This is a genomic window from Rugamonas sp. DEMB1, from assembly GCF_029834475.1.
GTDB classification, from domain to species: domain Bacteria; phylum Pseudomonadota; class Gammaproteobacteria; order Burkholderiales; family Burkholderiaceae_D; genus Rugamonas; species Rugamonas rubra.
Map to the genome: position 1 here is coordinate 3,689,252 of NZ_CP122407.1, position 24,598 is coordinate 3,713,849.

The window sequence follows — 24,598 nt, forward strand, 5'->3', positions numbered from 1 at the left end:
CCCGGCGGGCGCCCGTCCGCCGGCCAACAACAAAATGGCGCCACCCGGCGCCATTTTTCGTTCCCCCAAGCCGGCGCTAGCCGACCGTGCCGATAATGCTGACCTCGCGGTTCTCCGGGATCTCGTTGTAGGACAGCACGTGCAGGCCGGGCGCGAACAGGCGGGCGTAGCGCGCCAGCAGGGGGCGGATCTGCGGCAGCACCAGCAGCAGCGGCGGCGTGGCCTGCTGCTTCATCTGCTCGCGCGCCACCGGCATGTTGACCTGCAGCTGGGCCAGCAGGTGCGGGTCGATCGGATAGTTGTCGAGCACCACCTTGCCGCTCTGCCGCGCCTGGTTCAGCGAACCGAGCAGCATATTCTCCAGGTCGCCGCCCAGGTTGAAGGCCTGCATCTCCGGCTTCTGCCCGAACAGGCTGGAGACGATCTGCCGGCGCAGCGCACAGCGCACCTCGGCGGCCAGCAGGATCGGGCCCTGGTGGTCTCCGAGCTGTCGAGCAGGGTGGTGGCGATCGGCACGATGTCCTTGAGCGAGACGTTCTCGGCCAGCAGCACGCGGAACACCCGCAGCAGCTGGGTGTGGGTGAGCGCCTTGTCGAGCGCGCCCGACAGCTTGGGCGACAGCGCCGCCAGCCGCTCGAGCAGGGCCGCCACGTCCTCGTGGCGGAACAGCTCGGGCAGGTACTCGCGGATCAGCTTGGAGAGGTGGGTGGCGATGGCGCTCGGCGCCTCGACCACCTGGTAGCCCAGGCCGAGCGCGTTGGCCTTCTCGCCCGGCTCGATCCAGGTGACCGGCATGCCGTAGGCCGGCTCGATGCCGGGGATGCCGTCGATCTGGCCGTAGACGTTGTGCGAGGGGATCGCCATCAGGCGCTCGGGGAACACCTCGGCCGAGGCCACCGTGGTGCCCGACAGCATCACCGCGTACTGCGAGGGCTTCAGGCCGAGGTCGTCGCGCACGGCGATCGGCGGCAGCAGCAGGCCCATCGCCTCGGACAGGCTCTGGCGCAGGCCCTTGATGCGCTTGGACAGCGGCTCGCCCTGGGCCTTGTCGATCATGCCGACCAGCTTGTAGCCCAAGGCCACCTGCAGCGGCGCCACCGCCGGCAGGCTCTGCCATTCCAGCTCGGGCGCGCGCTCCTCGCGCAGCGCCGCCTCGATGGCGGCCAGGTTGTCGTTGTCGGGCGCCTTGACGTGCTGGCTGAGCTTCCAGCCGACGAAGCCGAGCACGCCGGCGAAGCCGGTGAACATCATCCACGGCATGCCCGGCACCATGGCCAGCACCAGCATCATGCCGGCGGCGCTGAGGATCACCGGCGGCGAGGCCAGCAGCTGGCTGCCGACCTGCTGCTCGAAGTCGCCCGAGTCGGAGATGCGGGTCACCAGGATGGCGGCGGCGGCCGACAGCAGCAGCGCCGGGATCTGCGCCACCAGGCCGTCGCCGATGGTCAGCAGGGCGTACTGGCGGAAGGCGTCGCCGAAGCTCATGTCCTGCATCAGCGAGCCGATGGCGACGCCGCCGACCATGTTGATGATCAGGATCAGGATGCTGGCGACGGCGTCGCCGCGGACGAACTTGGAGGCGCCGTCCATGGCGCCGTAGAAGTCGGCCTCGGCGGCGACGTCGAGGCGGCGCGCCTGGGCCTTTTCCTGGTTGATCAGGCCGGCGTTGAGGTCGGCGTCGATGGCCATCTGCTTGCCCGGCAGCGCGTCCAGCGTGAAGCGGGCCGACACCTCGGAGATCCGCTCGGCGCCCTTGGTGACGACGGCGAAGTTGATGATCATCAGGATCACGAAGACCACGATACCGACGACGAAGTTGCCGCCGATGACGACCTTGCCGAAGGCCTCGATCACCTGGCCGGCGGCGGCGGTGCCCTCGTGGCCGTGCAGCAGCACCACCCGGGTCGAGGCGACGTTCAGGGTCAGGCGCATCATGGTGGTGGCCAGGATCACCGTCGGGAACACCGAGAAGTCGAGCGGCCGCTTGGCCGAGACGCTGACCAGGATGACGATCAGGGCCAGCACGATGTTGAAGGTGAACATCACGTCGAGCAGGACGGGCGGCAACGGCAGGATGATCATCGCCAAGATCACCAGCAGGAAGGCGGGTGTGGCGAACTTGTGGCGACGCAGCTCTGCGATCATCCGGTTCAGGAAATTCATGACGGCGAAACCTCACTCATGGACGGTGGAATGACCACCTCGTTGGGGAATGGTGGCTGGACGGCGCGCCGCCCAGTACGGAAAGCTTGCAGTTGCAGCACGTAGTTCAGCACCTGCGAGACGGCCTGGTACAACTGCACCGGGATCTGCTGGTTGACCTGGCTGGTGTTGTAGATGGCGCGCGCCAGCGGCGGCAGCGGCAGCACCTCGATGTTGAACTCGGCGGCCAGCTGGCGGATGTACAGGGCCATCTCGTCGACGCCCTTGGCCACCACGTAGGGCGCCTCGGCGCGGCCCTCGTCGTACTTGAGGGCGACGGCGTAGTGCTCCGGGTTGACGATGACGACGTCGGCCGTGGGCACGGTCTTGCGCGCGCTGCGCTTGGCCATCTGCCGCTGCAGCTGGCGGATGCGGTTTTTCACCTCGGGCCGGCCCTCGTTGCTCTTGTGCTCCTCCTTCATGTCCTGCTTGCTCATGCGCTGCTGCTTGGCGAAGAAGTAGGCCTGGGCCGGCACGTCGATGACGGCGAAGATGACGAACACCGAGCACAGCGACATCAGGCCGTCGAGCATCAGGTTCGAGCCGCTCATCATGGCCTGGCCCAGCGGCATGTGCTGCAGCTGGGTGTAGTCGCGCACGGTGGAGCGGGCGACGTGGGTCAGCACCCAGATCAGCACGCCGGCCTTGCCCAGCGAGATCAGGAAGTCGAAGCCGTGCTTGGCGGAGAACAGGCGGCCCAGGTTGGTGGCCGGACTCAGCCGCTCCATCTTGAACGACCAGTTCTTGGTGCTGGCCACCCAGCCGCCCGGCACCAGCCCGCCGAGCACGATGAACAAGGGCACCACGAACAGCGGCGCCACCATCTTCACCAGCAGCCAGATGGCGGTGGAGAAGACGATCGACAGCGCGTTGTCCAACGAGCCCTCGCTGGCCAGCGGCGCGAAGCCCTGGTGGAACAGCTCGAGGAACTCGCCGTAATAGGTCGGCAGCAGGTAGACGAACAGCTTCAGGCTGACCAGGATGCCGATCGCCGTCGACAGGTCGCGCGAGCGCACCACCTGCCCTTCCTGGCGCGACTTCTTGAGCTTCTGCGCCGAGGCCTTTTCTGTCTTGTCGCCGGTCGACTCAGCCATGGCCGGCCGCCCGCATCTGCGCCTGGATCATCTCCAGCACGCGGTCGGTCATCATGGTGTAGTGCGCGGGGATGAAGCGCACCAACTGCGACAGCATCAGCAGGCCGAAGATGGTGATCACCGAGAAGCCCAGGGCGAACAGGTTCAGGCTGGGCGCGACGCGGTTGAGGAAGCCGAAGCCGAGCTGCACCACCAGGGTCGAGAACACCACCGGGATGGCCAGCAGCATCGCCGCCGAGAAGATCCAGGCGACGTTGTAGGCCACCGTCTGCAGCAGCAACGGGCCGTAGCCCTGGCCCAGCGGCCAGGCCTTGAAGCTGTGCGCCAGCACCGAGGTGAGCACCAGGTGGCCGTCGATGGCGAAGAAGACGATGATGGCCAGCGCCGACAACAGGGCCGAGACGACGTCGGACGACTGGCCGTTCATCGGATCGTTCATCACCGCCATCGACAGGCCCATCTGCGACGACACCATGAAGCCGAGCACGCCGATCACCGCCATGCTGAAGTGGAAGGCCAGGCCCAGCACGAAACCGAGCGGGCCTGCTCGACGGTGGCCAGCACGCCCTGCAGCGAGATCGGGTCGATGGTGTGGGCCGGGCCGGCGCCGGTCAGCGGCAGCAGCACCACGGCCAGCACCAGCGAGACCAGGATGCGCACCGTCACCGGGGTGGCCGCCTCGCCGATCACCGGCGCGGCCGACAGCAGCGCCATGCAGCGGCAAAACGGCCACCACAACGCGGTCAACATCGGCAGCAACTGGCTGAACACGGTCTCCATGGGGCGGATTGCGGGCCGGCTAGCCGACCAGGGAGCCGGCGCGGGTGAAGATGGAGACGCAGAAGTCCATCAGGTAGCCGGCCATCCAGCGGCCCATCACGATGATCGCCAGCAAGGTCACCAGCAGGCGCGGCAAAAAACTCAGCGTCTGTTCGTTGATCTGCGTGGCGGCCTGCACCAGCGCCACCACCAGGCCGGTGATCAGGCCGGGCACCACCAGCAGCACCACCAGCAGCATGACGATGTGGAGCGATTCGACGACGAGGTCGACGGCAACTTCGGGGGTCAGCATCAGTAGGCCTGTATGCTCGTGACGAGCGTATTGACGGTCAGGGTCCAGCCGTCGACCAGCACGAACAGCAACAGCTTGAACGGCAGCGAAATGACCAGCGGCGACAGCATCATCATGCCCATCGCCATCAGCACCGACGACACCACCAGGTCGATGACCAGGAAGGGGATGAACAGCATGCAACCGATCTGGAAGGCGGTCTTCAGCTCGGACAGGACGAAGGCGGCCAGCTTGACGGTGAAGGCGTGCTCGGCCGGGGTGCTGATCTTGTCCTCGCCGGCCAGGTGGGCGATCTGCTGCAGCGCCGCCTTGCTCGTTTGCGCCAGCATGAAGCGCGAGATCGGCTTCTCGGCGATCCGCAGGGCGTCCTGCAGGCCGATCTGGTCCTTGTCGTAGGGCACGAAGGCGTCGCGCCAGACCTGGTCGCCGATCGGCCGCATCACCAGCAGGGTGAGGATCAGGGCGATGCCGGTGATGATGCGGTTGGGCAGGCCCTGCTGCAGGCCGAGCGCCTGGCGCAGCAGCGACAGCACGATGACGAAGCGGGTGAAGCTGGTCATCATCATGACCATCACCGGCAACAGACCCAGCAGGGTCATGATGATCAGGATCTGCGTCTTGACGGTCAGATCCGTCTTGGCGCCGGGCACCACCTCGCCCAGCAGGTCGACCGCGCCGGCCGTGCCCGGCGCCAAGCTCAGCAGCAACAGCAGCAACAGTCCGCCGCCCAGCGCGGTCGGCAGCGCACGCCGCCAGCCCGCCGCGGGGGTCACACCGTGCGTCATGGGGTCATCATGTCGAGGTTGAGACCGTCCAGGTCGATCACCTTCAATCCATAGTTCTCGCCGGCGACGACGACCTCGGCGCGGCCGATGGCGGTGCCGTTGACCTTGATGATCAGCGGCTCGCCGGCCTGCACGTCGAGCTCGACGACGCTGTCGGGGCCGATCGCCATCAGGTTCCTGCAGCGAGATGCGGGCCGAGCCCACCTCCAGCGTCAGGGTCACCGGGATCTTGCGCATCATCTGCGGCAGGTCGCGGCGCGGCTTGGGCTCGACCGGCTCGGGCAGCTCGGCGCCGACCTGGTCGATGATCATTTCCTCGGACAAATCCTCCAACAGGGCGTCGCTGGTACCGCTTGCATTCATGTTCATCATGTTATTCGACATCTTCAAAAGAGGTTAAACAGAGTTTGCCCTTGTGCTCGGTCACGGCCGCCGTGAACAGGCGCGAGTCGTCGAGCAGCACGTCGGCGCGGTGCAGGCTGACCGGGATGATGTCGCCGACCTGCAGGTCGAACAGGCTGCCCAGCGGCACCTCCTTGCTGACCAGGCGGCCGTGCAGGCCGACCTGCAAACGCTGCGCCAGCGGGCCCTGGTTCTTGCCGCCCTTCTTGTTCAGTTCGCGCGCCGGCATCAGGCCGCGCAGCACGCTGGCCATCAGCGCCTTGTCGAGCGAGAACCAGAAGCGGCCGGTGGCGCCGCTGTCGACGTCGCTGACGGTGACGGTGACGATCCAGGTGCCCTTCGGCGGGTGGGCGCCGGCGGCCGGCTTGAACTCGTCGCCCTCGGCCGGCGCCGCCTTGTCGATGGCCGGCAGGTTGAGCTCGATGCGGCCGGCCAGGGTGCCGGCCAACTGTTGCCCCAACACCACAGCGAGGCGTTCCTCGGTGGCGGTGACGCGCACCGCGCTCTCGTCGACGGCGGCGGCGGCGGCGGCGCTGTTGCCCTCGGCCTTGCTGTCGTTCTTGTTGCGGCCGTAGCGGAAGTTCAGCACGCTGAGCAGCACCTTGCGTTCCAGCGAGAAGCCGATGTTGCCGGACGGCGCGGCGAAGCTGAGCCAGCGGCCGATCTGTTCGCCGCCCTCGAGGCGGCCGAAGACGACATCGTCGACCTGGAAGCCGCCCCAGTAGCGCCGGCTCATGTTCAGGCGCATCGCCTGGGCCAGGTCGTCGCGCAGCTGGGCCGCGAAGATGTGCAACAAGTGCACAGGCCGTCCCAGCAAGCAGGGATCGAGCACTTGGTGTTGCGCGGTCGGTTTTATCGTAGTCATGTCGTGGTCATGTCGAAACACTCTGGTGCCTGCTTCCAAGACCCGTGGTCGCCGCTGCTGGCAGCGACCGCAGCGGCCTCGATTCTCAGAAATTCGGCTGCGTATCGTATCGTAACTTAAAGTAGGACGATCTCGGTAGCACAGGATACATCATAATTCACATTATTGCCACGCAACAATATTTTATTTGCCATAAAACAATAATGGAACGGCCAAATAGACCTTTACAAGAAAGTTGCTAGGCAGTAAGCTTCCTCGTATCATAGCGCAGGTCTAGCAGTTGCAGAACAACTTTGTCAATCTGCGCTTAGTGAATGATTTATAACGATATTTGCTTTAAGAAAACAGTTTCGATTGTAAAGAAACAGTGCGGCGTAAAGTATAGTTTTCCAGCAAACCTGGCCGCGTGAAATCGTGGTATTGATATGGCATAGGCGGCCGCGAGGCGGCCGCCGCGTGTCAGGGTTTGACCGACATGTATATACCATTCGTCCTACCGGACGGCGATATGCAGACCGGACCCGCAGCGCCGCCGGTGGCGGGCGGCGGGCCTGGGAAGGACAAGCAGTTATGACCAACGTTGCAAGAGAAAGTGGAGGTGGCAACATGAGCAATGGTATCGCAACCCTGATTCAGGCGGATCTCGCCTCCCTCAGCAACGCAGCGCGCAACCTGGCCGGCGACAGCGTCGCCGCCGCCGCCCAGTTCGCTGGCGGCGGCGCCGGCGCCGCCCCGGCGAGCTCGTTCGCCGACTCGATGAAACAGGCCATCGGCAAGGTCAACGAGGACGACCGCGTGGCCGGCCAGCGCATGGCCGACGTCGACAGCGGCAAGAGCGAAGACCTGGTCGGCGCCATGCTGGCCAGCCAGGAGGCCAACCTGTCCTTCTCGATGTTGATGCAAGTACGCAACAAAGTGATGGGCGCGGTCGACGAGCTCATCAAACTTCCGCTGTAAGTCTTCGCGAAAGCAATCCAAGTGATCAACACCCTCAAGTCCGCCTTCGGGCGCTGGCGCGCGGATCCCGCGCTGCCGTCGCTGCCCCCCGCCCTGGTCAAAAACCTGTACCCGCTGCTGCTGCTGGCGGTCGGCGTCACCGCCATGGTGCTGATGTACCTGTGGAGCGACCAGTCGGCCTACAAGCCGGTGTTCGGCGCGCGCGAGCGCGTCTCGGCGCCCGACATGATGGCCGTGCTCGACACCGACCACATCCCCTACCGCCTGCATCCCGACAGCGGCCAGGTGCTGGTGCCGCAGTCGATGCTGGGCAAGGTGCGCATGCTGCTGGCGGCGCGCGGCGTCACCGCCCAGCTGCCCGCCGGCCTCGAGCTGATGGACAAGAACGACCCGCTGGGGGTCAGCCAGTTCGTCCAGGACGTGCGCTTCCGCCGCGGCCTGGAGGGCGAGCTGGCGCAGTCGATCATGACGCTCGACGCCATCGGCCACGCCCGCGTCCACCTGTCGATCGCCAAGTCGACCTCCTTCGTCTCGAGCGACGGCGACAAGTCGTCGGCCTCGGTGGTGGTGGCGACCAAGCCGGGCCGCAGCCTGGCGCCGGAACACATCGCCGCCATCGTCAACATGGTGGCCGGCAGCGTGGCCAGCCTGAGCCCGCAGCGGGTCAGCCTGGTCGACCAGGCCGGCAACCTGCTGTCCTCGCACGTCGACCTGGCCGACGGCTTCGACGCCGGCAGCAACGGCAACGACAACGGCAAGCGCTTCCAGGACGAGATCCGCAGCAACGTCAGGAGCCTGCTCGGCACGGTCATCGGCGAGGACAACTTCCGCCTCAGCGTCACCGCCGCCGTCGACAACGACAAGGTCGAGGAGACGGTCGAGAAATACGGCGACGCGCCCAAGGTCACCAGCGAGGCCATGCGCGAGGAGCAGGACCGCAACCGCATCGCCATGGGCGTGCCGGGCACCCTGTCGAACCGGCCGCCGCCGGCCGCCACCGACGCCAAGGCCGCCGACGGCGCCGCCAAGGCCGACGAGGGCACGGCGCGCAAGAACGCCACCACCCGCCAGTACGCCTACGACCGCAGCATCACCCAGACCAAGCGCAGCCGCGGCACGCTGAAGAAGCAGAGCATCGCCGTGGTGCTGGCGCAGGCCGCCGCGCCCTTCCCCAAGACCGGCTGGACGCCGGCCGAGCTGGCCAACATCGACAAGCTGCTGCGCAACGGCCTGGGCATCGACACCGAGCGCGGCGACCAGCTGGTGGTCAGCGCCATGAACTTCCCGCCCAAGGCGGCGCTCACGCCGTGGTGGCAGGAGCGCGACACGGTGGTCGACTTCAGCTCGTGGATCATGTACGCCGTCGGCGCCCTGCTCGGCTACCTGCTGCTGCTGCGTCCGCTGCTGCGCCTGCTGACGGCGCGCCTGGCGCCGTCGCCGGCCGCCGCCGCCCGCCTGGCCGCCGAACGCCGCAGCGCCGAGGCCAGCACCGTGGCCGCCGGCGCCCACGGCGCCGGCGCGCCGGCGCTGGCCTCGCCGGAACACGCCGCCGGCGAGCCGGACGCGCTGGCGGCCGGCGCCGCCGGCATGCCGGGCATGCCGGTGGTGCCGCTGCTGGAGAACTACGATTTGCCGCCGGCCGGTTCGGCGGTCGACGTGATGGTCGACCACCTGAAGGTGCTGGCCGAGAAGGAACCCGAACGCGTCGCCGAAGTCGTCAAACAATGGATGCAGAAAAATGGCCGAACTCAATAGCATGCAAGATTCCATGGACCAGCCCGAGGGCGTCTACCTGACGCCGGTCGAACAGGCCGCCATCGTCCTGCTGAGCATAGGCGAGGAGCCGGCCGCCGCCGTGCTGCGCTGCCTGTCGCGCGAGGAGCTGCTCGAGGTGACCCAGGTGATGTCGCGCATGAGCGGCATCAAGGTCGAGTCGGTCAAGCACGCCATGCAGACCTTCTTCGACGACTACCGCCAGCAGTCCGGCGTGCACGGCGCCTCGCGCAGCTACCTGAAGCGCTCGCTCGACCTGGCGCTGGGCAACGACATCGCCAACACGGTGCTCAACAGCATCTACGGCGACGAGCTGCGGCCCAAGATGGCGCGCCTGCAGTGGGCCTCGCCGAAGTGGCTGGCCGAATACATCTCCAACGAGCACGTGCGCATGCAGGCGGTGTTCCTGGCCTTCCTGCCGGCCACCCTGGCCGGCCAGATCCTCGACGCCCTGCCCCTCGAGGGACGCGACCTGGTGCTGCTCAACCTGGCGCGGCTCGACGAGATCGACCGCGACCTGCTGCTCGAGCTCGACCAGCTGGTGGGCCGCTGCCTGGGCACCTTCGACATGCAGAGCACCAGCGTCGAGGGCATCCGCCAGGCCGCCGAGATCCTCAACCGGCTGCCGTCGAACCGGGCGCAGATGGTCGAGCTGCTGCGCGCCCACGATCCCGAGGTGGTGGCGCAGATCGAGCTGTCGATGTACGACTTCTTCATCCTGTCGACCCAGTCCGAGGTGGCCATCACCCGCATCATCGAGGAGGTGCCGCTGGAGCAGTGGGCCATCGCCCTCAAGGGCGCCGAGCTGTCGATCCGCGACGCGGTGCTCAAGACCATGCCGAAACGCCAGGCCCAGGCCTTCGAGGACATGATGCGGCGCGCCGGTCCGATCCCGATGTCGCGCATCGAGCAGACCCGCCAGGAGATCATGGCCACCGTCAAGGCGCTGGCCGACAGCGGCGAAATCGAGATCCAGCTGTTCGCCGAGGCGGTGGTCGAATGAAGCAGTTCCGTCCCTACCGCTTCCCGCCGCTGTCGCAGGTTGTTGCAGTCGCACAACGGGCGCACCCGAACGGGTCGAACGGCAGCGGCGGCGTCGACGCCGGCGCGCAGTGGCAGGCCTCGGTCGGCGAGGGCTTCGAGCAGGGCCAGCGCGACGGCTACGAGGTCGGCCTGTCGCGCGGCCAGGAGGACGGCTTCGAGGCCGGCCGCGCCGCCGGCCAGGAGCAGGGCCGCGAGGAGGGCCGCGCCGAGACCCTGGTGGCCTACGACCAGCTGGCGCGGCCGGTCGACGCCATGCTCAAGAGCTTGAAAAAACTGCGCGCCGACTACCGCGCCGCCCAGCGCAAGGAGGTGGTCGACCTGGTGGCCAAGGTGGCGCGCCAGGTGATCCGCGCCGAGCTGGCGCTGCAACCGGTGCAGATCATGGCCCTGGTCGACGAGACGCTGGCCTCGATGCCGCCGACCCGCGAGGAGATCGACGTCTTCCTCAACCCGGAGGAGCTGAAGCGCATCAGCGAACTGGACCCCAAGCGCGCCAAGCGCTGGAACCTGATCGGCGACGCCCGCCTCGACGCCGGCGAGTGCCGCATCAAGGCCGGCGACAACGAAGTCGATGCCGGTTGCCATCAACGTCTTGCCGCCGTCATGGAACAGGTCGATAATCAGTTACAAGCCGCCGACGGCGGCGACGACACGGAAAGCGAAGAATGATCGCCGATGCCTTGCGCAACCTAGAACTGGGCGCCGTCCCGATGGCCACCCCGACCGGGCGGCTGGTCGGCGCGTCCGGCTTGTTGCTCGAGGCCGCCGGCTGCCGGCTGCACACCGGCCAGCGTTGCCAAATAGAGACAGTCGGCGGCGAGTGGCTCGACGCCCAGGTGGTCGGCTTCCGCGACAAGCTGTCCTTCCTGATGCCGTTCAAGAAGGCCGTCGGCCTGACCACCGGCGCCCGCGTGCTGCCCTCGCAGGACAAGGTCAGCCTGCAGATCGGCCCCTCCTGGCTGGGCCGCATGGTCAACGGCCTGGGCGAGCCGATCGACGGCCTGGGCAAGCTGGGCGGCGAACATCCGCTCGAGTCGACCCCGCCGCGCATCAACCCCCTGAAAAAGAAACCGGTCACCGAGTCGCTCGACGTCGGCGTGCGGGCGATCAACGCCATGCTGACGCTGGGCAAGGGCCAGCGTGTCGGCCTGATGGCCGGCAGCGGCGTCGGCAAGTCGGTGCTGCTCGGCCTGATCACCCGGCAGACCGTGGCCGACGTGGTCGTCGTCGGCCTGATCGGCGAGCGCTCGCGCGAGGTGCGCGAGTTCGTCGAGATGTCGCTCGGCAAGGACGGCCTGGCCAAGGCGGTGCTGGTGATCGCCCCGGCCGACGAGAGCCCCCTGATGCGCATCATGGCCACCGAGATGTGCCACTCGATCGCCGCCCACTTCCGCGACCAGGGCAAGAACGTGCTGCTGCTGGTCGACTCGCTGACCCGCTACGCCATGGCGCTGCGCGAGGTGGCGCTGGCGCTGGGCGAGCCGCCGGCCACCAAGGGCTATCCGCCGTCGGTGTTCTCCAACCTGCCGCAGCTGGTCGAGAGCGCCGGCAACGGCGAGAACCAGGTCGGCAGCATGAGCGCCATCTACACCGTGCTGGCCGAGGGCGACGACCAGCAGGACCCGGTGGTCGACACGGCGCGCGCCATCCTCGACGGCCACATCGTGCTCAGCCGCGAACTGGCCGAACGCGGCCACTATCCGGCCATCGACGTGGCCGCCTCGATCAGCCGCTGCATGACCCAGGTGATCACCACGCCGCACATGCTGGCGGCGCGCGCGCTCAAGGCCAGCATGGCGCGCCACGACCGGGTGCGCGACCTGATCCCGCTGGGCGCCTACGTGCCCGGCGCCGACCCGGTCACCGACAAGGCCGTCAAGCTGCATCCGGCGGTCGAGGAGTTCCTCTGCCAGGGCACCAAGGAAGCGGCGCCCTTCTCCCCCTGCGTCGATCAACTTGAGAAGCTGATGACATGAGCCAGCACAACATCCGCAACCTGACCACCCTGGTGGCGCTGCGCAACACCGAGGTCGAGCGCCTGCAGACCGAGATGGCGGAAAAGGCCAACCTGCGCGAGCGCTACCAGAAGAACCTGGACCGCCTCACCGGGCTGTACACCAACAGCGGCGCCAGCGGCGTGTTGCACATGGCGCTGGCCGGCAACTGCGGCGACTACAAGCAGGCGGTGATGCAGCTGGCCGACACCCACCGGCTCGACCTGCACATGCACGAGGCCGACATGGCGGTGTCGCAACAGGCCCTCAACGCGGCCTGGGTGAAGCGCGAGGTGCTCGGCAAGGTGCTCGACAAGCAGCACCAGGTGGTCCGCAAGGAGCAACATGTACAAGAGCGCAAGCAACATGACGAATTGGCCACACAAGCCTGGTTCCGCGGCCAGAAGAACGAAAAATAGTTGAGAATATTTTCATACGGAAACGATTTAGGTCGCCTTATAACAAGGTACACTTCATCCATCCTTTCCAAGGGGCACGATCATGGCACTCAACAATATTAATTACGATCCGAAAACGACCGCGACCAACCTGGCCAACGCCTACGTGGCCGGCTCGCAGTCGATGATCGACAGCCGCAGCAAGGTGGCGACCGCCACCAAGACGGCGCTGACCACGCTGAGCAGCGCGATGGGCGCCTTCCAGAGCGCGCTGTCCTCGCTCAGCCTGGGCAGCAAGACCATGAGCGCCAACGCGGCCACCTTCAGCTCGGCGGTCGGCACGGCGACGGCCACCTCGGCGGCCATCGCCGGCACCTATTCGTTCTATGTCGAGCGGCTGGCCACGGCCGGCCAGGTGTCCTACGGCGGCCTGAGCGACACCACCGCCGCCGGCAGCGGCAACCTGAGCGTGATGCTGGCCGACGGCAGCAACTTCCAGGTCAGCCTGAACACCGCCGACAGCAACATGGACGGCAACCTGTCGCCGAAGGAGATCGCCGCCGCCATCAACATCGCCGCCGGCAACAGCTCGCGCGTCACCGCCTCGACCATGAGCCTGAACGGCGCCACCACGCTGGTGCTGACCTCGAACCTGACCGGCGCCGCCAACGCCGCCTCGCTCGACACCAGCGGCGTCACCAACGCCGCCCTCAAGGCGGCGCTGGACGCCCCCGCCAACCAGAATCAAGTGGTCGCCGCGCAGGACGCCCTGGTGTGGGTCGGCGCCAAGACCACCGGCACCCAGATCGTCCAGGCCTCCAACGTCTTCAGCGTGGTCGACGGCGTGACGATGACCTTCACCAAGGCCCAGGCCGCCACCGAGACCGCGCCGGTGACGCTCACCGTCGCCGCCGACACCGCGGCCACCAGCGCCAACGTGCAAGCCTTCGTCGACGCCTACAACAAGGTGATCACGACGCTCGACGGCCTGACCGACGTGGGCGACCCGAGCAAGGGCGTCGGCGCGGCGGTCTTCGCCTCCGACTCCGGCCTGGCGGCGCTGCGCAACCGCATGCTCGGCACGCTGCGCACGGCGGTCGGCGGCCAGACCCTGGTCAACTACGGCATCAGCGCCAAGCGCGACGGCACCCTGGGCCTGGACACGGCCAGGCTGGGCAAGGCCGTGCTGGCAAATCCGGGCGGGCTCGACGGCTTGTTCGGCAAGGCCTCGCTGAGCAGCAGCAGCGGCGTGCTCGGCGCGCTCGACAAACTGATGGCCCAATGGACCAGTTCGGCCAACGGCCAGCTGGCTTCGCGCAAGGTCTCGGTCGACAAGGAGCAGATCTCGCTGACCGACCGCCAGGCCAAGGTGCAAACCCAGTTCCAGAACGCCTACAACCGCTACCTGGTCCAGTTCACCAACCTGCAGACCCTCCAGTCGAAGATGAACAACACCTCCAGCCTGTTCACGGCGCTGTTCTCCTCGAGCAACAGTAGTTCCTAAAACCGGCCGGCGGCCGGCCCCGGCCGCCGCCCCCCCAACGCAAGCATAGAAGTACGGTGAATACCATGTTGAACCAGGAAGCCTACAGCAGTTACCATTCCGTCAACCTCGACGCCCAGACCGCGCGCGCCTCGCCGGTCGAGCTGGTGCTGGTGCTGACCAACGGCCTGCTCGAGGAGCTGGCGCGCGCCCGCGGCCACATCGTCGGCAAGCGCTACGAGCTCAAGGCCAACAGCCTGAACAAGTGCACCGAGATCATCAACGGCCTGTCCAGCTCGCTCGACTTCGAGCAGGGCGGCGAGGTGGTGGCCAACCTGGGCCGCCTCTACGACTACTGCGCCGAGCGTCTCCACACGGCCGGCGTCCAGCTCGACCCGAGCATCGTCGACGAGGTCACCACCCTGCTCACCACCATCAAGCAGGGCTGGCTGGGCGTGCAGGCGAAGAATGGATAGGCAGCGCACGCTGTTGCAACTGGGACAGAAAATGGGCGCCGCGCTCGACGCCGCCGACTGGCCCGCGCTCGGCGCGCTGAACACCATGATGGCCTCGGCGCTGCCGCAGATGGCGGCGCAGGGCAACTGGACGGCGGCCGAACGGGCCGCCCTGGCGGCGCTGCGCCAACTGCACGAGCAGGCCGTGCAGCGCTGCGACCAGGCCACCGCCGACCTCGGCCGCCAATTGAACGAAATGCAAGCTAACAAAGAGGGCTGGCTCGCCTACGCCCTCGACAGCGAAACCGCTGAAACCGGAATCTAAGCATGACCATGACCCTGAGTACCGCCGCAGCCAAACCCGCCCAGCAGAACACCGCCGGCCTGTTCCCGAACGCCAACCCGGCCGCCAACCAGCTCGACCAACTCGACCAGCTGTCCATGGCCGACGCCGCCGCCGCGCCGCCGGCCGCGGCGGCCGTGGACGGGGCGGCGCTGTTCGCCCAGTTGCTGAACCTGGCCCAACAGATCGAGCTCGCGCCGCCCGCCGCCGATGACGCCGCGACGGCGGACAGCGGCGACGGCGCCGCCGCCACCACGCCGGACGCCGGCACGGCGAGCGCCGCCGCCGCGCCCGACCAGGGCGCCATGATGAACGCGATGGCCGCGCCGCTGTTGAACCTGGCCATGGCCCTGCCCTTCGCCGCCGGCGCCACCACACCGGCCGGCAACGCCGCCTCGGCCACCGTCCAGGACCAGCCCCGCGTCGACGGCATGAGCGCGCGGCTGGCCAGCGGCAGCAATATCAGCCTGAACCTGAACATCGCCAACCAGCAGCCGGGTGGCACGGCGCCCGCCACCGCCATCGCCACCGCCATCGCGCCGGCGGCGGCGACAGGCGGCGGCGCCGGCGCCACGGCCGCGCCCGCCACGCCGGGCGACAGCGCCATCGAGGCGTCGGCGTCCGGCGCCGCGCCGACCGCGCCGACCTCGCCAGCGGCACCCGCGGCCCAGGCCGCCGCCGCGTCCGCGCTGGCCGCCGCCGCCCCGAGCGCCAACAGCGCCGCCCCGGCGCGCGCCGGCAACGCCGGCAAGGACGCCGAGCGCGCCCCGGCCAGCGGCCACTTCGCCAGCGCGGCAACGGCCGCCGCCGGCGCCAAGGACGACGGCGGCGGCAGCGGCCTGCGGCTGGCCGCCGCGCCGGCCGGCAACGGCGTCAACGGCGCCTACACGCCGGCCGCGCCGGCCGCCGCGCCGCTGGCCGACAGCGTCAAGCTGGCCGGCAGCGCCGAGCAATGGCAGCAGCCGCTGCGCGAGGCGCTGGGCGAGCGCCTGCAGTTGCAGTTGCAGCGCAACAACGACCACGCCGTGATCCGCCTGGAGCCGCCCAACATGGGCCGCATCGAGATCTCGATCCGCCACAGCGCCGGCGCGCTGCAGGTCAACCTGTCGGCCAGCAACAGCGAGGTCTTGCGTCAACTCAACAACATCGGCGACAGCGTGCGGCAGGATCTATCGCAGCGCAGCTTCGGCGAGGTCGCCGTCAACGTCAGCGCCAGCGCCGGCCCGCGCGGCCAGGCTATGGCCGAGGGCGACGGCCGCGGCGGGCGGCAGGGCCAGCAGGACCAGGGCCGCGCCCCGGGCCGCGCCTTGTCCGACGACGAGGCCGCCGCCGCCACCTTTGCCATGTTGACCGAACAGGAGTAAGCCGTAGATGAAGAATATGAAAATGATCGTGGCGTTCGCCGCCGTGGCCGTGCTGGGCGCGGGCGTCGCCGGCGGTGCCGTCTGGTACATGTCGAAGGGCGCCGCGCCGGCCGCCGGCCACGAGAAGAAGGTGGAGGTCAAGCACGACGAGGGCAAGCCGCCCAAGTATCTGACGGTCGACAAGGTCATCATCATGCTCAAGCGCAGTCCGGGCGACACGGCCAGCCACTACATGTCGGCCGATCTGGTGATCACCACCAACGAGGAGAAGGAAAAGACGGCCAAGGAGCATTTGCCGATGTTGCGCAGCGTCGCCGTGCGCACCTTGTCGAACCTGCCGATGGCCACCGCGCAAATGATGACGATCGACCAATTCGCCGCCGAACTGAACAAGGCGTTCGACGAGACCTACGTCCACGACAAACGGGAAAAGCCCTTCTCCGAAGTCATGATAGGCAAACTGATCATCGAGTGATGCTTCACCCTCCAACGCAGTATTCGTCCACCAGCGGGGCCGGCATGGCATTGATAGAGCAATACGCGGAGGCATATGCCGAAAGCTACGGCGAGGACGGCAGCGCGCCGCCCCGCCACAGCGTGGCCGACGAGCAGAAGCACCTGCTGGCCTACGCCCCGCTGGTCAAGCGCATCGTGCGCCAGCTCAATTCGCAGATCGCCGGCGCCATCGACCGCGACGACATGGAGCAGATCGGCCTGATGGGCCTGCTCGAGGCGCTGCGCCGCTACGGCCAGCCCGACGGCGGCTTCGGCAGCTACGCCAGCCTGCGCGTGCGCGGCGCCATCCTCGACGAGCTGCGCCGCCAGGACTGGCGCCCGCGCGCCGTGCGCCAGCACAGCCACAAGCTGCGCGACGCGGTGCGCGCGCTGACCCGCAAGCTGGGCCGCGAGCCCGGCGAGCAGGACATCCTCGACGGCCTGGGCATCTCTGCCGAGGCCTACCAGGCCTACCAGCTCGACGAGAACGCCGAGCTGATCGCCAGCTTCGACGAGGTGCTGCAGGAGAGCGTCGGCGCCGACACGGCGCCCAACCCGGAGGAGGCTTTGATGACCCGGCGCAGCCTGGAGCAGGCGCTGCGCGGCCTCGACGAGCGCGAGCAGCGGGTGGTGCAGATGTACTACGAGTTCGAACTGAGCTACAAGGAAATCGCCGCCGTGCTCGACCTGACCGACGCCCGCGTCTGCCAGCTCAACAAGGCGGCCCTGGGCAAGATGAAGGCCGTGCTGCAAAGCGCCTGAGCGGCCGGCGGCGACGGCGACACCACCGCGGCGGCAGCGCAGCGGCGGCACCAATTAGAACAGCAGAAAGGCATCAACCATGCAGCAAATACTCGGCATTTTCATCGTCATGGGCTCCGTCTTCGGCGGCTTCTTCATGATGGGCGGCTCCTTCCACCAGATCTGGCAACCGATCGAACTGCTGGTCATCGCCGGCGCCGGCCTCGGCGCCCTGGTGCTGGGCAACCCGCGCCACGTGCTCGCCGAGATGATGACGCAACTCAAGAAAATCCTGTTCCGCAAGAAGTACGACTCGGAGTTCCAGCGCCAGTTGCTGCTGCTCATGTACGAGCTGCTGCAACTGGCCGCCGGCGGCCTGAAGGCGCTCGACGCCCACGTCGAGGCGCCCAAGGACAGCCCGCTGTTCCAGCGCTACCCGCGGGTGCTGGAGGAGTCCAAGCTGCTCGCCTTCATCGTCGACAACTTCCGCCTGATGGCGATGGGCAAGATCAACGCCCACGAGCTCGAGGGCGTGCTCGAGCAGGAGCTCGAGGCCATCCACGAGGAACTCAACCAGCCGGCCAAGTCGCTCAACAAGATCGGCGAGGCGATGCCGGGCTTCGGCATCCTGGCCGCCGTGCTGGGCATCGTGATCACCATGAACACCGTCAGCGAGGGCGCCACCTCGGGCGAGATCGCCGAGCACGTCGGCGCCGCCATGGTCGGCACCTTCATCGGCATCTTCTTCTGCTACGGCGTGCTCGACCCGATCAGCAACATGATGAAGCAGCTGGTCGGCCAGGAGGCCTCCAACAAGGAGTGCGTCAAGGTGGTGCTGGTGACCCACGTCGCCGGCAAGCCGCCGCTGCTGGCGATCGACGCCGGGCGCCGCCTGGTGCCGCTCAACATCAAGCCGAGCTTCGCCCAGCTGGAACGCTGGATCAACGACCTGGAAGGCCGCGACAGCGCGCCGGAAGAGAACTCGCGCCGGGGAGGTGGCCGTGCTAAAGCCGCATGACAAGGGCCACGAGCAAACCATCGTCAAGCGCGGCGGCGGCAAGCACAAGCACGACGAGCACGGCGGCGCCTGGAAGGTCGCCTTCGCCGACTTCTGCCTGGCGCTGATGTGCCTGTTCCTGGTGCTCTGGCTGATGGCCGCGCGCAACACCGAGAGCCTGGAACAGATCCTCACCGAGGCCGACGGCGCCAAGACCGACCAGGGCAAGGGCGTCATGCCGCAGCAGGTGGGCGGCCCGCGCGGCAGCCTGATCGAGCGCTTCCCGATGCCGCGCACCGGCAACTCGGAGCGCCCCGGCGAGGCCAAGGCCAGCGGCGAGGCGGCGCCCGTCGTCACGCCGCCGGCCAAGGTCACCTACGACAGCCCGAGCGACCTGGCGGCGCTGTCGAAGGCGCTGACCAAGATGAGCGCCGACTTCGGCCTGACCAGCAACCTCGAGTCCGTCATCACCCCCTACGGCCTGCGCGTGATGATGCACGACACCGACCGCCAGGGCATGTTCGTGCGCGGCAGCGCCGTGCCGACCGACAGGTTCCGCTCGCTGCTGCGCAAGATGGGCCCGCTGTTCGCCCAGATGGAGAACCAGATGCTGGTGGTCGGCCACACCGACTCGATGCAGTACGCCGACACCAGCTACGCCGCCTTCTCCAACTGGACCTTGTCGAGCAACCGGGCGATGTCGGCCCGCGCCCAGCTGCTGGCCGGCAGCATGAACCCGGAGAGCGTGCTGCAGGTGGTCGGCATGGCCGACCGCGCCCCGCTCGACCCGAAGCGGGCCGACGCCGGCGTCAACCGCCGCATCGAGCTGCTGATCCTCACCACCGCCCAGGCCAAGACCGTGGCGGCGATGTTCGGCGTGCCGAGCAACAAGAACGCGCTGACCGAGGAGATCGACACCGAGCTGCCGGACGTGACGATGCTGCAACGCCTGCGCGAAAAAATAATGCCCGTGGAAAAGAAAACGGCCAAGCCGGGCAGTTACAATGAACGTTGAAGCACGCCGCGCCCGCCGGCGGCAAGCGGGTTGACATGGAAACCAAGCCAAGAGGCACACGTATGAGAATAGCCACAGGACTCGCCGCCGGCGTCGCGCCGGCCCGCCCCGTCGACAGCGCCGCCGCCGAGGCGGCCGAGGCCGCGCCGGCCGCCGCGCCGCAGGCGGCGCTGCAGTCGGCCGTGCTGCAGCCGGCCCTGGCGGCGCTGCGCGCCATGCCGGAGATCGACCACGACAAGGTGGCCGCGCTGCGCGACGCCCTGGCCAAGGGCGAGCTGCCGTTCGACCCGGCCAAGCTGGCCGGCCTGATCCAACGCTTCCACGGCAGCGAGCCATGAACCAGACGACACGCCAGCAGGCCATGCACGGCCTGCTGCAGGGCCTGGCCGAGGACGGCCGCGACTATCCCCTGCTGCAGGAGTTGCTGGAACAACAGTTCGGCGCCGCGCTGCGCCACCAGAGCGCGCCGCTGGCCGAGGCGGCCGAGGCGATCGGCGCCCTGGTCGACCGGCTCGAGGCGCGCCGGCGCCTGCGCCTGCAACTGGCGCAGCGCCTGCTCGGCCCGCAGGCGGCGATGGCCCAGGTGTTCGCCCTGCTGAAGAGCGGCGCCCGCGACAAGGCCGAGGCCGACTGGCGCGCGCTGGAGCAGCGCGTGCTCGAATGCAAGCGCATCGGCAAGCGCAACAGCGAGCTGCTGCTCGGCCAGCACACCGTCATGCAGCGCGTGCTGCACGGCGACGAGGAGCCGCTGTATGCGCCCGCCTGAGCCGCTGCGCGCCACGGCGGCCACCGCCGCCACCGCCTCCAACATGACGGCGGCGCGGCCCGCCGCCGCCCTGCCCGCCGCCTTCGGCAACGCCGGCGGCGCCGGCTTCGGCGCCACCCTGCGCCAGCTGCAGGGCGAGGTGGCCGACTTCATCAGCCACGGCGCCGGCGCCGGCTCCCAGGCCGCGGCGGCGCCGGCGCTCAGCGTCGAGGGCATGGCGCTGCGCCAGCGCGCCGGCGGCGCCGGCGCCATCGACGCGCCCGGCAACGCCGCCGAGCCCGAACTGCGCCAGCAATTCCTCGCCGCGATCCAACCCTGGGCGGCCGAGACGGCCGAGCGGCTCGGCGTGGCGCCGCACCTGGTGGCGGCCCATGCCGCGCTCGAGTCGGGCTGGGGCCAGCGGCCGCTGCGCGGCGCCGGCGGCGCCGACAGCAACAACCTGTTCGGCCTGAAGGCCGGCGCCGGCTGGCAGGGCGCCGTCGCCGCCGCCACCACCACCGAATACGAGCACGGCGCGGCGCTGAAGAAGACCGAGCATTTCCGCAGCTACCCGGACACGGCCAGCGCCTTCCGCGACTACGCCAACATGCTGATCGACAATCCGCGCTTCCAGGGCGCCCTCAACGCCGGCCAGGACGCGCGCGCCTTCGCCCAAGGCCTGGCGCGCGGCGGCTACGCCACCGACCCGGCCTACGCCGACAAGCTCGGCAAGGTGGCCGCGCAACTCCAGCGCGGCGGCGCCAAGGCCGCCGCTCAGTCGGGTGATTGAATGGACACGGGCATATCGACCGGCTCGACCGTTCCCGCCGCCGTGACGCGGGCGCGGATGGTGGCGCCGTTGGCGTTGCGCACGCGCAACACCGCGCCGCGCGCGCCGCTGTCGAGCGCCTCGCCGGCCATGCTGACCTCGACCTGCTCGCGGCGCGCCACGATGCGCACCGCGTCGCCCCGCTTGACCAGGGTCGGCGCCGCCAACACGGCCGCGCGCAACACCTCGCCGCCGCGCAGCGTGCGCCTGGCGGCCAGCCCGAGCGCCGCCTTGGGGTCGGCCAGGCTGTCGGGGATGGCCGAGATGTCGTGGCGCTCCAACAACAGGTCGTCGGCCGTCAAGACCCGCCCGGCGGCCACCTCGGCGGCGCTGACCACCACCCTGGCCGAGACCTGGGCGCGCACCACGAACTCGTACCGCCAGCCGTCGGCGCCGGCGCAGACGGCGGCGAAGCGCATGCGCGAGGCCAGCCGGGTGTCGACCGCCGCCACCGTCGGCGCCAGCGCGCAGGGCGCCAGCGGGCGGCTGCCGCGCACCACCTCGACGACGATCTGCGGCGCCACCAGCCCGGCCCCCTCGGCCTGCCGCTCGAGGTGCTGGCGGGCCGCCGCCTGCACCAGCGCCGGCACCTGCTCGGCCGGCGTGGCCGCTCTGGCGGAAAGATTAACAATACCAACGAGCAACATTACGCTCGCCCGGGTTACAATACATTTGTTGAACATAAGCAATACCTCTACTATGATGCCTAAAGCGGCTGCGGCGCGTGAAGCGACCGGCCGCCATTTTACATGGGGTGGCGCGGCCCGTTCGACTCGATCTGGATTCACAGTAACACGGTAAAAATACCAAGGGGGACATGATGGGTATCAATTTCAAGGAAGCGCTCGGCGTCCACGCCGACGCGCTGCATCTCCGGGCCGAGCGCACCCGCATCCTGGCCTCGAACCTCGCCAACGAGAACACGCCGGGCTACCAGGCGCAGGACATGGACTTCGCCGCCACGCTGGCCAGCACCCAGGCCGAGGCCGCCGGCGAGCTGACCCTCGACGCCGACAGCAACGCGCTGTACCGCGTGCCCTACCACCCTAGCGCCGACGGCAACACCGTCGAGCTCGGCGTCGAGCAGGCCGCGTTTTCGCAGAACGCCACCGATTTCCAGACCAGCCTGACCTTCGCCAACATGAAGTTCAAGGGTCTGGGCAAAGCCATCAACGGCCAGTAAGGGAGACCCCATGTCGTTCAAGAATATTTCCGAGATCGCCGGCTCGGCCATGGCGGCGCAGACCGTGCGCCTCAACACCATCGCCAGCAACCTGGCCAACGCCGACTCGGTCGCCGGCACCGAGGCCGACACCTACCGCGCCCGCAAGCCGGTGTTCGCCGCCGTCATGAACGAGGGGCTCGACAACCAGGGCGGCGCCGGCGGCCGCGTCCAGGTGCTCGACGTGGTCGAGTCGGCCGAGGCGCTGCGCAAGGTCTACGACCCCGGCCATCCGATGGCCAACCCCGACGGCATGGTGTTCTACCCCAACGTCAACCAGGTGGCCGAGATGACCGACATGATGTCGGCCTCGCGCGCCTTCGAGACCAACGTCGAAGTGCTCGGGCGCATCCGCACGATGCAGCAATCCCTCCTCAAACTCGGTGAAGGTTAAGCCATGCAAACCAGTCTTCTGAACAACAACAGCAACAACGGCGGCAGCGTCAACAGCGGCGCCAACATCGCCGGCAACAGCGCCGCCGAGACCAAGGACATGTTCACCAAGCTGCTGGTGGCGCAGATCAAGAACCAGGACCCGCTGTCGCCGACCGACCCGAGCCAGTTCATCAACCAGCTGACCCAGCTGTCGCAGACCGAGTCGCTGCAGAACCTGTCGACCCTGACCAGCGCCAACGCCAGCGTGCTGCAGAGCATGCAGGTGCTGGCGATGGGCGCCCAGGTCGGCTCGGACGTGCTGGTCAGCGCCGCCAGCGTCAAGCTGGGCACGGCCAAGGTCGCCGGCGAGATCACCCTGGGCAACGCCAGCGGCAAGACCACGCTGGTGCTGACCGGCGAGGACGGCGTCAAGCACAACGTCAGCCTGGGCACCCAGCCGGCCGGCGTGGTGCCCTTCGCCATCGACCCGGGCGCGCTCGGCCTGCCGCCCGGCAGCTACGCGATGAGCGTCGAGACCAGCAGCAAGGACACGCCGACGATCGCCATCAGCGGCCGGCTCAACAGCGTGCGCATGGCCGGCGGCGGCAATGTCGCCCTGAACGTCGCCAACGTCGGCGAGGTGACCCCGTCCGACATCATCGCCTTCAACGGCAAATCCGCTTCCGCCACTCAATCTAGTCTCTAAGAAAGGTATCCGCCATGAGTTTCGATATCGCATTGTCTGGCATCCAGGCCATCAACAACCAGCTCGACACCATCAGCCACAACATCGCCAACGCCGGCACCTACGGCTTCAAGTCGAGCCGCGCCAACTTCTCCTCGCTGTACGCCGGCAGCACGCCGACCGGCACCGAGGTCAGCTCGCTGACCCAGAGCATCGGCCAGAACGGCGGCACCGTCGCCACCGGCCGCGGCCTGGACGCCTCGATCAACGGCCGCGGCTTCTTTATCAGCAAGGATGCGCAGGGCCAGTCGACCTATTCCCGGGTCGGCATCTTCGCCAAGGACATCGATGGCTTCCTGGTCAACAGCAACGGTCAACGGGTCCAGGGCTACAGCCAGAAACCGCCCAGCATCGACATGTCCCCCCTGGGCGACCTGCCGATCCCCAGCGGACAGATCGCCCCCGTCGCCTCCGGCAAGCTGACCTTCCAGTCGAACCTGTCGAAGGATTGGGTCGCGCCAGCCAACGCCACCTTCGATCCGGCCGAATTCACCTCCTACAATATGTTGAAGTCGTCGGTCATGTACGACTCGGTCGGCAACCAGCACATCCTGACCCAGTACTTCGTCTACACGGGGGCGGGAACCATCGATGTCAACTACAGCCTCGATGGCGACCTGACCCTGGTGCCCAAGGCCACGCTGACCTTCAATGCCGCCAGCGGACAACTGGACCCGCCAACCCAGGCCTTGCAACCGCTCATCATCACCCTGCCCAATGGCGCCAACCTGGGCGCCACGCCGAAGGTGGCCGGCGATCCCTACGTGCTCACCCTCGACTACACCGGCATGACCAATTACGCCGGCGAACCCACCACCGCGATCAACAACGCCGACGGCTATGCCGCCGGCACCTATGTCGGCGTCGAACTGGGCGAAAAAGGCAATCTGGTCGCCAAGTACACCAATGGCCAGAAGCAAAGCGTCGGCGTGGTCGCCGTCGCCACCTTCGCCGACGAGGGCGCGCTGACCAACATCAGCGACACCAGCTGGATCGCCAATGCCGCCTCCGGCCGCGCCCTCGACGATATTCCCGGCAAGGGCATGGGCGGCGCGCTGAACACGGCGCGGCTGGAACAATCGAACGTCGACATCACCTCGGAACTGGTCGGCCTGATGACCTCGCAGCGCAACTACCAGGCCAACTCGAAGGTGATCCAGACCGAGAGCACCATGCTGCAATCGCTGATGCAAGCGCTGTAAC

Annotated in this window: 26 protein-coding genes and 3 pseudogenes; 21 read left to right on the top strand and 8 right to left on the bottom strand. The window is 68.1% G+C overall.

All coding sequences use genetic code 11. The features are described from left to right. Positions 1-76 precede the first annotated feature (76 nt). The 7 genes and pseudogenes from QC826_RS16700 to QC826_RS16730 form a co-directional block, all read right to left on the bottom strand. A pseudogene (locus tag QC826_RS16700) lies at positions 77-2,163 on the bottom strand (flagellar biosynthesis protein FlhA). After that, positions 2,160-3,296, bottom strand: coding sequence for a flagellar biosynthesis protein FlhB (locus QC826_RS16705; protein WP_093383826.1), 1,137 nt, complete (start codon positions 3,294-3,296; stop codon positions 2,160-2,162). Before QC826_RS16705 ends, QC826_RS16700 begins: the two are co-directional and overlap by 4 nt. After that, positions 3,289-4,076, bottom strand: a pseudogene (gene fliR, locus QC826_RS16710) (flagellar biosynthetic protein FliR). Before fliR ends, QC826_RS16705 begins: the two are co-directional and overlap by 8 nt. A 19-nt stretch (positions 4,077-4,095) precedes the next feature. Continuing rightward, complete coding sequence (locus tag QC826_RS16715) at positions 4,096-4,368, bottom strand: flagellar biosynthetic protein FliQ (RefSeq protein WP_093383832.1); 273 nt, start codon at positions 4,366-4,368, stop codon at positions 4,096-4,098. Continuing rightward, positions 4,368-5,153, bottom strand: coding sequence for a flagellar type III secretion system pore protein FliP (gene fliP / locus QC826_RS16720; protein WP_279761635.1), 786 nt, complete (start codon positions 5,151-5,153; stop codon positions 4,368-4,370). Before fliP ends, QC826_RS16715 begins: the two co-directional genes overlap by 1 nt. Next, positions 5,150-5,522 (bottom strand): annotated as a pseudogene (locus tag QC826_RS16725) (FliM/FliN family flagellar motor switch protein). The gene fliP and the pseudogene QC826_RS16725 overlap by 4 nt, the downstream one beginning before the upstream one ends. A gap of 4 nt (positions 5,523-5,526) precedes the next feature. Further along, positions 5,527-6,420, bottom strand: a complete 894-nt coding sequence (locus QC826_RS16730) for a FliM/FliN family flagellar motor switch protein (RefSeq protein WP_279761636.1) — start codon at positions 6,418-6,420, stop codon at positions 5,527-5,529. A 606-nt stretch (positions 6,421-7,026) separates the two neighbouring features. Between QC826_RS16730 and QC826_RS16735 the strand changes: the two genes are divergently transcribed. The 17 genes from QC826_RS16735 (at position 7,027) to QC826_RS16815 (ending at position 21,014) form a co-directional block, all read left to right on the top strand. Further along, on the top strand, positions 7,027-7,377 hold the full coding sequence (locus QC826_RS16735; RefSeq protein WP_279761637.1) for a flagellar hook-basal body complex protein FliE: 351 nt from the start codon (positions 7,027-7,029) through the stop codon (positions 7,375-7,377). A gap of 21 nt (positions 7,378-7,398) precedes the next feature. Further along, positions 7,399-9,132 (top strand): flagellar basal-body MS-ring/collar protein FliF, encoded by a 1,734-nt coding sequence (gene fliF, locus QC826_RS16740; protein ID WP_279761638.1) that lies wholly within the window; start codon positions 7,399-7,401, stop codon positions 9,130-9,132. Continuing rightward, on the top strand, positions 9,116-10,153 hold the full coding sequence (locus QC826_RS16745) for a flagellar motor switch protein FliG (RefSeq protein WP_279761639.1): 1,038 nt from the start codon (positions 9,116-9,118) through the stop codon (positions 10,151-10,153). Before fliF ends, QC826_RS16745 begins: the two co-directional genes overlap by 17 nt. Continuing rightward, positions 10,150-10,863: a flagellar assembly protein FliH gene (gene fliH, locus QC826_RS16750; RefSeq protein WP_093383852.1), complete on the top strand. Its 714-nt coding sequence runs from the start codon at positions 10,150-10,152 to the stop codon at positions 10,861-10,863. Before QC826_RS16745 ends, fliH begins: the two co-directional genes overlap by 4 nt. Next, the gene (gene fliI, locus QC826_RS16755) at positions 10,860-12,170 is read left to right on the top strand and encodes a flagellar protein export ATPase FliI (RefSeq protein WP_279761640.1); all 1,311 of its coding nucleotides are present in this window, start codon (positions 10,860-10,862) and stop codon (positions 12,168-12,170) included. Before fliH ends, fliI begins: the two co-directional genes overlap by 4 nt. Then, entirely contained in the window at positions 12,167-12,607 is a 441-nt protein-coding gene (locus tag QC826_RS16760) for a flagellar export protein FliJ (RefSeq protein WP_279761641.1), read from the top strand. The genes fliI and QC826_RS16760 overlap by 4 nt, the downstream gene beginning before the upstream one ends. 82 nt (positions 12,608-12,689) lie before the next feature. After that, a complete protein-coding gene (gene fliD / locus QC826_RS16765) occupies positions 12,690-14,090 on the top strand; it encodes a flagellar filament capping protein FliD (protein WP_279761642.1) in 1,401 nt (466 codons plus the stop codon). A gap of 65 nt (positions 14,091-14,155) precedes the next feature. Further along, complete coding sequence (fliS, locus tag QC826_RS16770) at positions 14,156-14,545, top strand: flagellar export chaperone FliS (protein ID WP_279761643.1); 390 nt, start codon at positions 14,156-14,158, stop codon at positions 14,543-14,545. Continuing rightward, a complete protein-coding gene (locus QC826_RS16775) occupies positions 14,538-14,849 on the top strand; it encodes a hypothetical protein (protein WP_279761644.1) in 312 nt (103 codons plus the stop codon). Before fliS ends, QC826_RS16775 begins: the two co-directional genes overlap by 8 nt. Before the next feature lie 2 nt (positions 14,850-14,851). Beyond that, positions 14,852-16,231 carry a flagellar hook-length control protein FliK gene (locus QC826_RS16780; protein WP_279761645.1) on the top strand — a complete coding sequence of 460 codons (1,380 nt, stop codon included), beginning with the start codon at positions 14,852-14,854 and terminating at the stop codon, positions 16,229-16,231. A gap of 7 nt (positions 16,232-16,238) precedes the next feature. Next, entirely contained in the window at positions 16,239-16,706 is a 468-nt protein-coding gene (fliL, locus tag QC826_RS16785; protein WP_093383868.1) for a flagellar basal body-associated protein FliL, read from the top strand. A 44-nt stretch (positions 16,707-16,750) separates the two neighbouring features. Further along, complete coding sequence (locus QC826_RS16790; RefSeq protein ID WP_279761646.1) at positions 16,751-17,488, top strand: FliA/WhiG family RNA polymerase sigma factor; 738 nt, start codon at positions 16,751-16,753, stop codon at positions 17,486-17,488. Positions 17,489-17,567: 79 nt separating this feature from the next. Next, positions 17,568-18,485, top strand: coding sequence for a flagellar motor stator protein MotA (gene motA, locus QC826_RS16795; protein ID WP_279761647.1), 918 nt, complete (start codon positions 17,568-17,570; stop codon positions 18,483-18,485). Further along, positions 18,469-19,479 (top strand): flagellar motor protein MotB, encoded by a 1,011-nt coding sequence (locus QC826_RS16800; protein ID WP_279761648.1) that lies wholly within the window; start codon positions 18,469-18,471, stop codon positions 19,477-19,479. Before motA ends, QC826_RS16800 begins: the two co-directional genes overlap by 17 nt. Before the next feature lie 62 nt (positions 19,480-19,541). Then, positions 19,542-19,817 carry a flagellar biosynthesis anti-sigma factor FlgM gene (gene flgM, locus QC826_RS16805; protein WP_099416821.1) on the top strand — a complete coding sequence of 92 codons (276 nt, stop codon included), beginning with the start codon at positions 19,542-19,544 and terminating at the stop codon, positions 19,815-19,817. After that, positions 19,814-20,245 (top strand): flagellar export chaperone FlgN, encoded by a 432-nt coding sequence (locus tag QC826_RS16810; RefSeq protein ID WP_279761649.1) that lies wholly within the window; start codon positions 19,814-19,816, stop codon positions 20,243-20,245. Before flgM ends, QC826_RS16810 begins: the two co-directional genes overlap by 4 nt. Further along, complete coding sequence (locus QC826_RS16815) at positions 20,232-21,014, top strand: glucosaminidase domain-containing protein (protein ID WP_279761650.1); 783 nt, start codon at positions 20,232-20,234, stop codon at positions 21,012-21,014. The genes QC826_RS16810 and QC826_RS16815 overlap by 14 nt, the downstream gene beginning before the upstream one ends. Here the strand turns inward: QC826_RS16815 and flgA are convergent. Continuing rightward, a complete protein-coding gene (gene flgA, locus QC826_RS16820) occupies positions 20,999-21,700 on the bottom strand; it encodes a flagellar basal body P-ring formation chaperone FlgA (RefSeq protein WP_279761651.1) in 702 nt (233 codons plus the stop codon). The two genes, QC826_RS16815 and flgA, sit on opposite strands and share 16 nt — an antisense overlap. A gap of 173 nt (positions 21,701-21,873) precedes the next feature. Between flgA and flgB the strand changes: the two genes are divergently transcribed. Genes flgB through QC826_RS16840 form a run of 4 tightly spaced genes read left to right on the top strand, consistent with a single transcriptional unit; the run spans position 21,874 to position 24,597 of the window. Beyond that, positions 21,874-22,236, top strand: coding sequence for a flagellar basal body rod protein FlgB (gene flgB / locus QC826_RS16825; protein WP_279766513.1), 363 nt, complete (start codon positions 21,874-21,876; stop codon positions 22,234-22,236). A gap of 10 nt (positions 22,237-22,246) precedes the next feature. Next, positions 22,247-22,669, top strand: a complete 423-nt coding sequence (flgC, locus tag QC826_RS16830; protein WP_093383885.1) for a flagellar basal body rod protein FlgC — start codon at positions 22,247-22,249, stop codon at positions 22,667-22,669. A 3-nt stretch (positions 22,670-22,672) separates the two neighbouring features. Beyond that, complete coding sequence (locus tag QC826_RS16835) at positions 22,673-23,356, top strand: flagellar hook capping FlgD N-terminal domain-containing protein (RefSeq protein WP_279761652.1); 684 nt, start codon at positions 22,673-22,675, stop codon at positions 23,354-23,356. 14 nt (positions 23,357-23,370) lie between these two features. Continuing rightward, the gene (locus QC826_RS16840) at positions 23,371-24,597 is read left to right on the top strand and encodes a flagellar hook protein FlgE (RefSeq protein ID WP_279761653.1); all 1,227 of its coding nucleotides are present in this window, start codon (positions 23,371-23,373) and stop codon (positions 24,595-24,597) included. Position 24,598: the final 1 nt, after the last annotated feature.

Coding starts and splice junctions, on each gene's coding strand:
- QC826_RS16705 (WP_093383826.1), bottom strand. CDS start 3,296: ATGGCTGAGTCGACCGGCGACAAGACAGAAAAGGCCTCGGCGCAGAAG.
- QC826_RS16715 (WP_093383832.1), bottom strand. CDS start 4,368: ATGCTGACCCCCGAAGTTGCCGTCGACCTCGTCGTCGAATCGCTCCAC.
- fliP (WP_279761635.1), bottom strand. CDS start 5,153: ATGACGCACGGTGTGACCCCCGCGGCGGGCTGGCGGCGTGCGCTGCCG.
- QC826_RS16730 (WP_279761636.1), bottom strand. CDS start 6,420: ATGACTACGATAAAACCGACCGCGCAACACCAAGTGCTCGATCCCTGC.
- QC826_RS16735 (WP_279761637.1), top strand. CDS start 7,027: ATGAGCAATGGTATCGCAACCCTGATTCAGGCGGATCTCGCCTCCCTC.
- QC826_RS16745 (WP_279761639.1), top strand. CDS start 9,116: ATGGCCGAACTCAATAGCATGCAAGATTCCATGGACCAGCCCGAGGGC.
- fliH (WP_093383852.1), top strand. CDS start 10,150: ATGAAGCAGTTCCGTCCCTACCGCTTCCCGCCGCTGTCGCAGGTTGTT.
- fliI (WP_279761640.1), top strand. CDS start 10,860: ATGATCGCCGATGCCTTGCGCAACCTAGAACTGGGCGCCGTCCCGATG.
- QC826_RS16760 (WP_279761641.1), top strand. CDS start 12,167: ATGAGCCAGCACAACATCCGCAACCTGACCACCCTGGTGGCGCTGCGC.
- fliD (WP_279761642.1), top strand. CDS start 12,690: ATGGCACTCAACAATATTAATTACGATCCGAAAACGACCGCGACCAAC.
- fliS (WP_279761643.1), top strand. CDS start 14,156: ATGTTGAACCAGGAAGCCTACAGCAGTTACCATTCCGTCAACCTCGAC.
- QC826_RS16775 (WP_279761644.1), top strand. CDS start 14,538: ATGGATAGGCAGCGCACGCTGTTGCAACTGGGACAGAAAATGGGCGCC.
- QC826_RS16780 (WP_279761645.1), top strand. CDS start 14,852: ATGACCATGACCCTGAGTACCGCCGCAGCCAAACCCGCCCAGCAGAAC.
- fliL (WP_093383868.1), top strand. CDS start 16,239: ATGAAGAATATGAAAATGATCGTGGCGTTCGCCGCCGTGGCCGTGCTG.
- QC826_RS16790 (WP_279761646.1), top strand. CDS start 16,751: ATGGCATTGATAGAGCAATACGCGGAGGCATATGCCGAAAGCTACGGC.
- motA (WP_279761647.1), top strand. CDS start 17,568: ATGCAGCAAATACTCGGCATTTTCATCGTCATGGGCTCCGTCTTCGGC.
- flgM (WP_099416821.1), top strand. CDS start 19,542: ATGAGAATAGCCACAGGACTCGCCGCCGGCGTCGCGCCGGCCCGCCCC.
- QC826_RS16810 (WP_279761649.1), top strand. CDS start 19,814: ATGAACCAGACGACACGCCAGCAGGCCATGCACGGCCTGCTGCAGGGC.
- QC826_RS16815 (WP_279761650.1), top strand. CDS start 20,232: ATGCGCCCGCCTGAGCCGCTGCGCGCCACGGCGGCCACCGCCGCCACC.
- flgA (WP_279761651.1), bottom strand. CDS start 21,700: ATGTTGCTCGTTGGTATTGTTAATCTTTCCGCCAGAGCGGCCACGCCG.
- flgB (WP_279766513.1), top strand. CDS start 21,874: ATGGGTATCAATTTCAAGGAAGCGCTCGGCGTCCACGCCGACGCGCTG.
- flgC (WP_093383885.1), top strand. CDS start 22,247: ATGTCGTTCAAGAATATTTCCGAGATCGCCGGCTCGGCCATGGCGGCG.
- QC826_RS16835 (WP_279761652.1), top strand. CDS start 22,673: ATGCAAACCAGTCTTCTGAACAACAACAGCAACAACGGCGGCAGCGTC.
- QC826_RS16840 (WP_279761653.1), top strand. CDS start 23,371: ATGAGTTTCGATATCGCATTGTCTGGCATCCAGGCCATCAACAACCAG.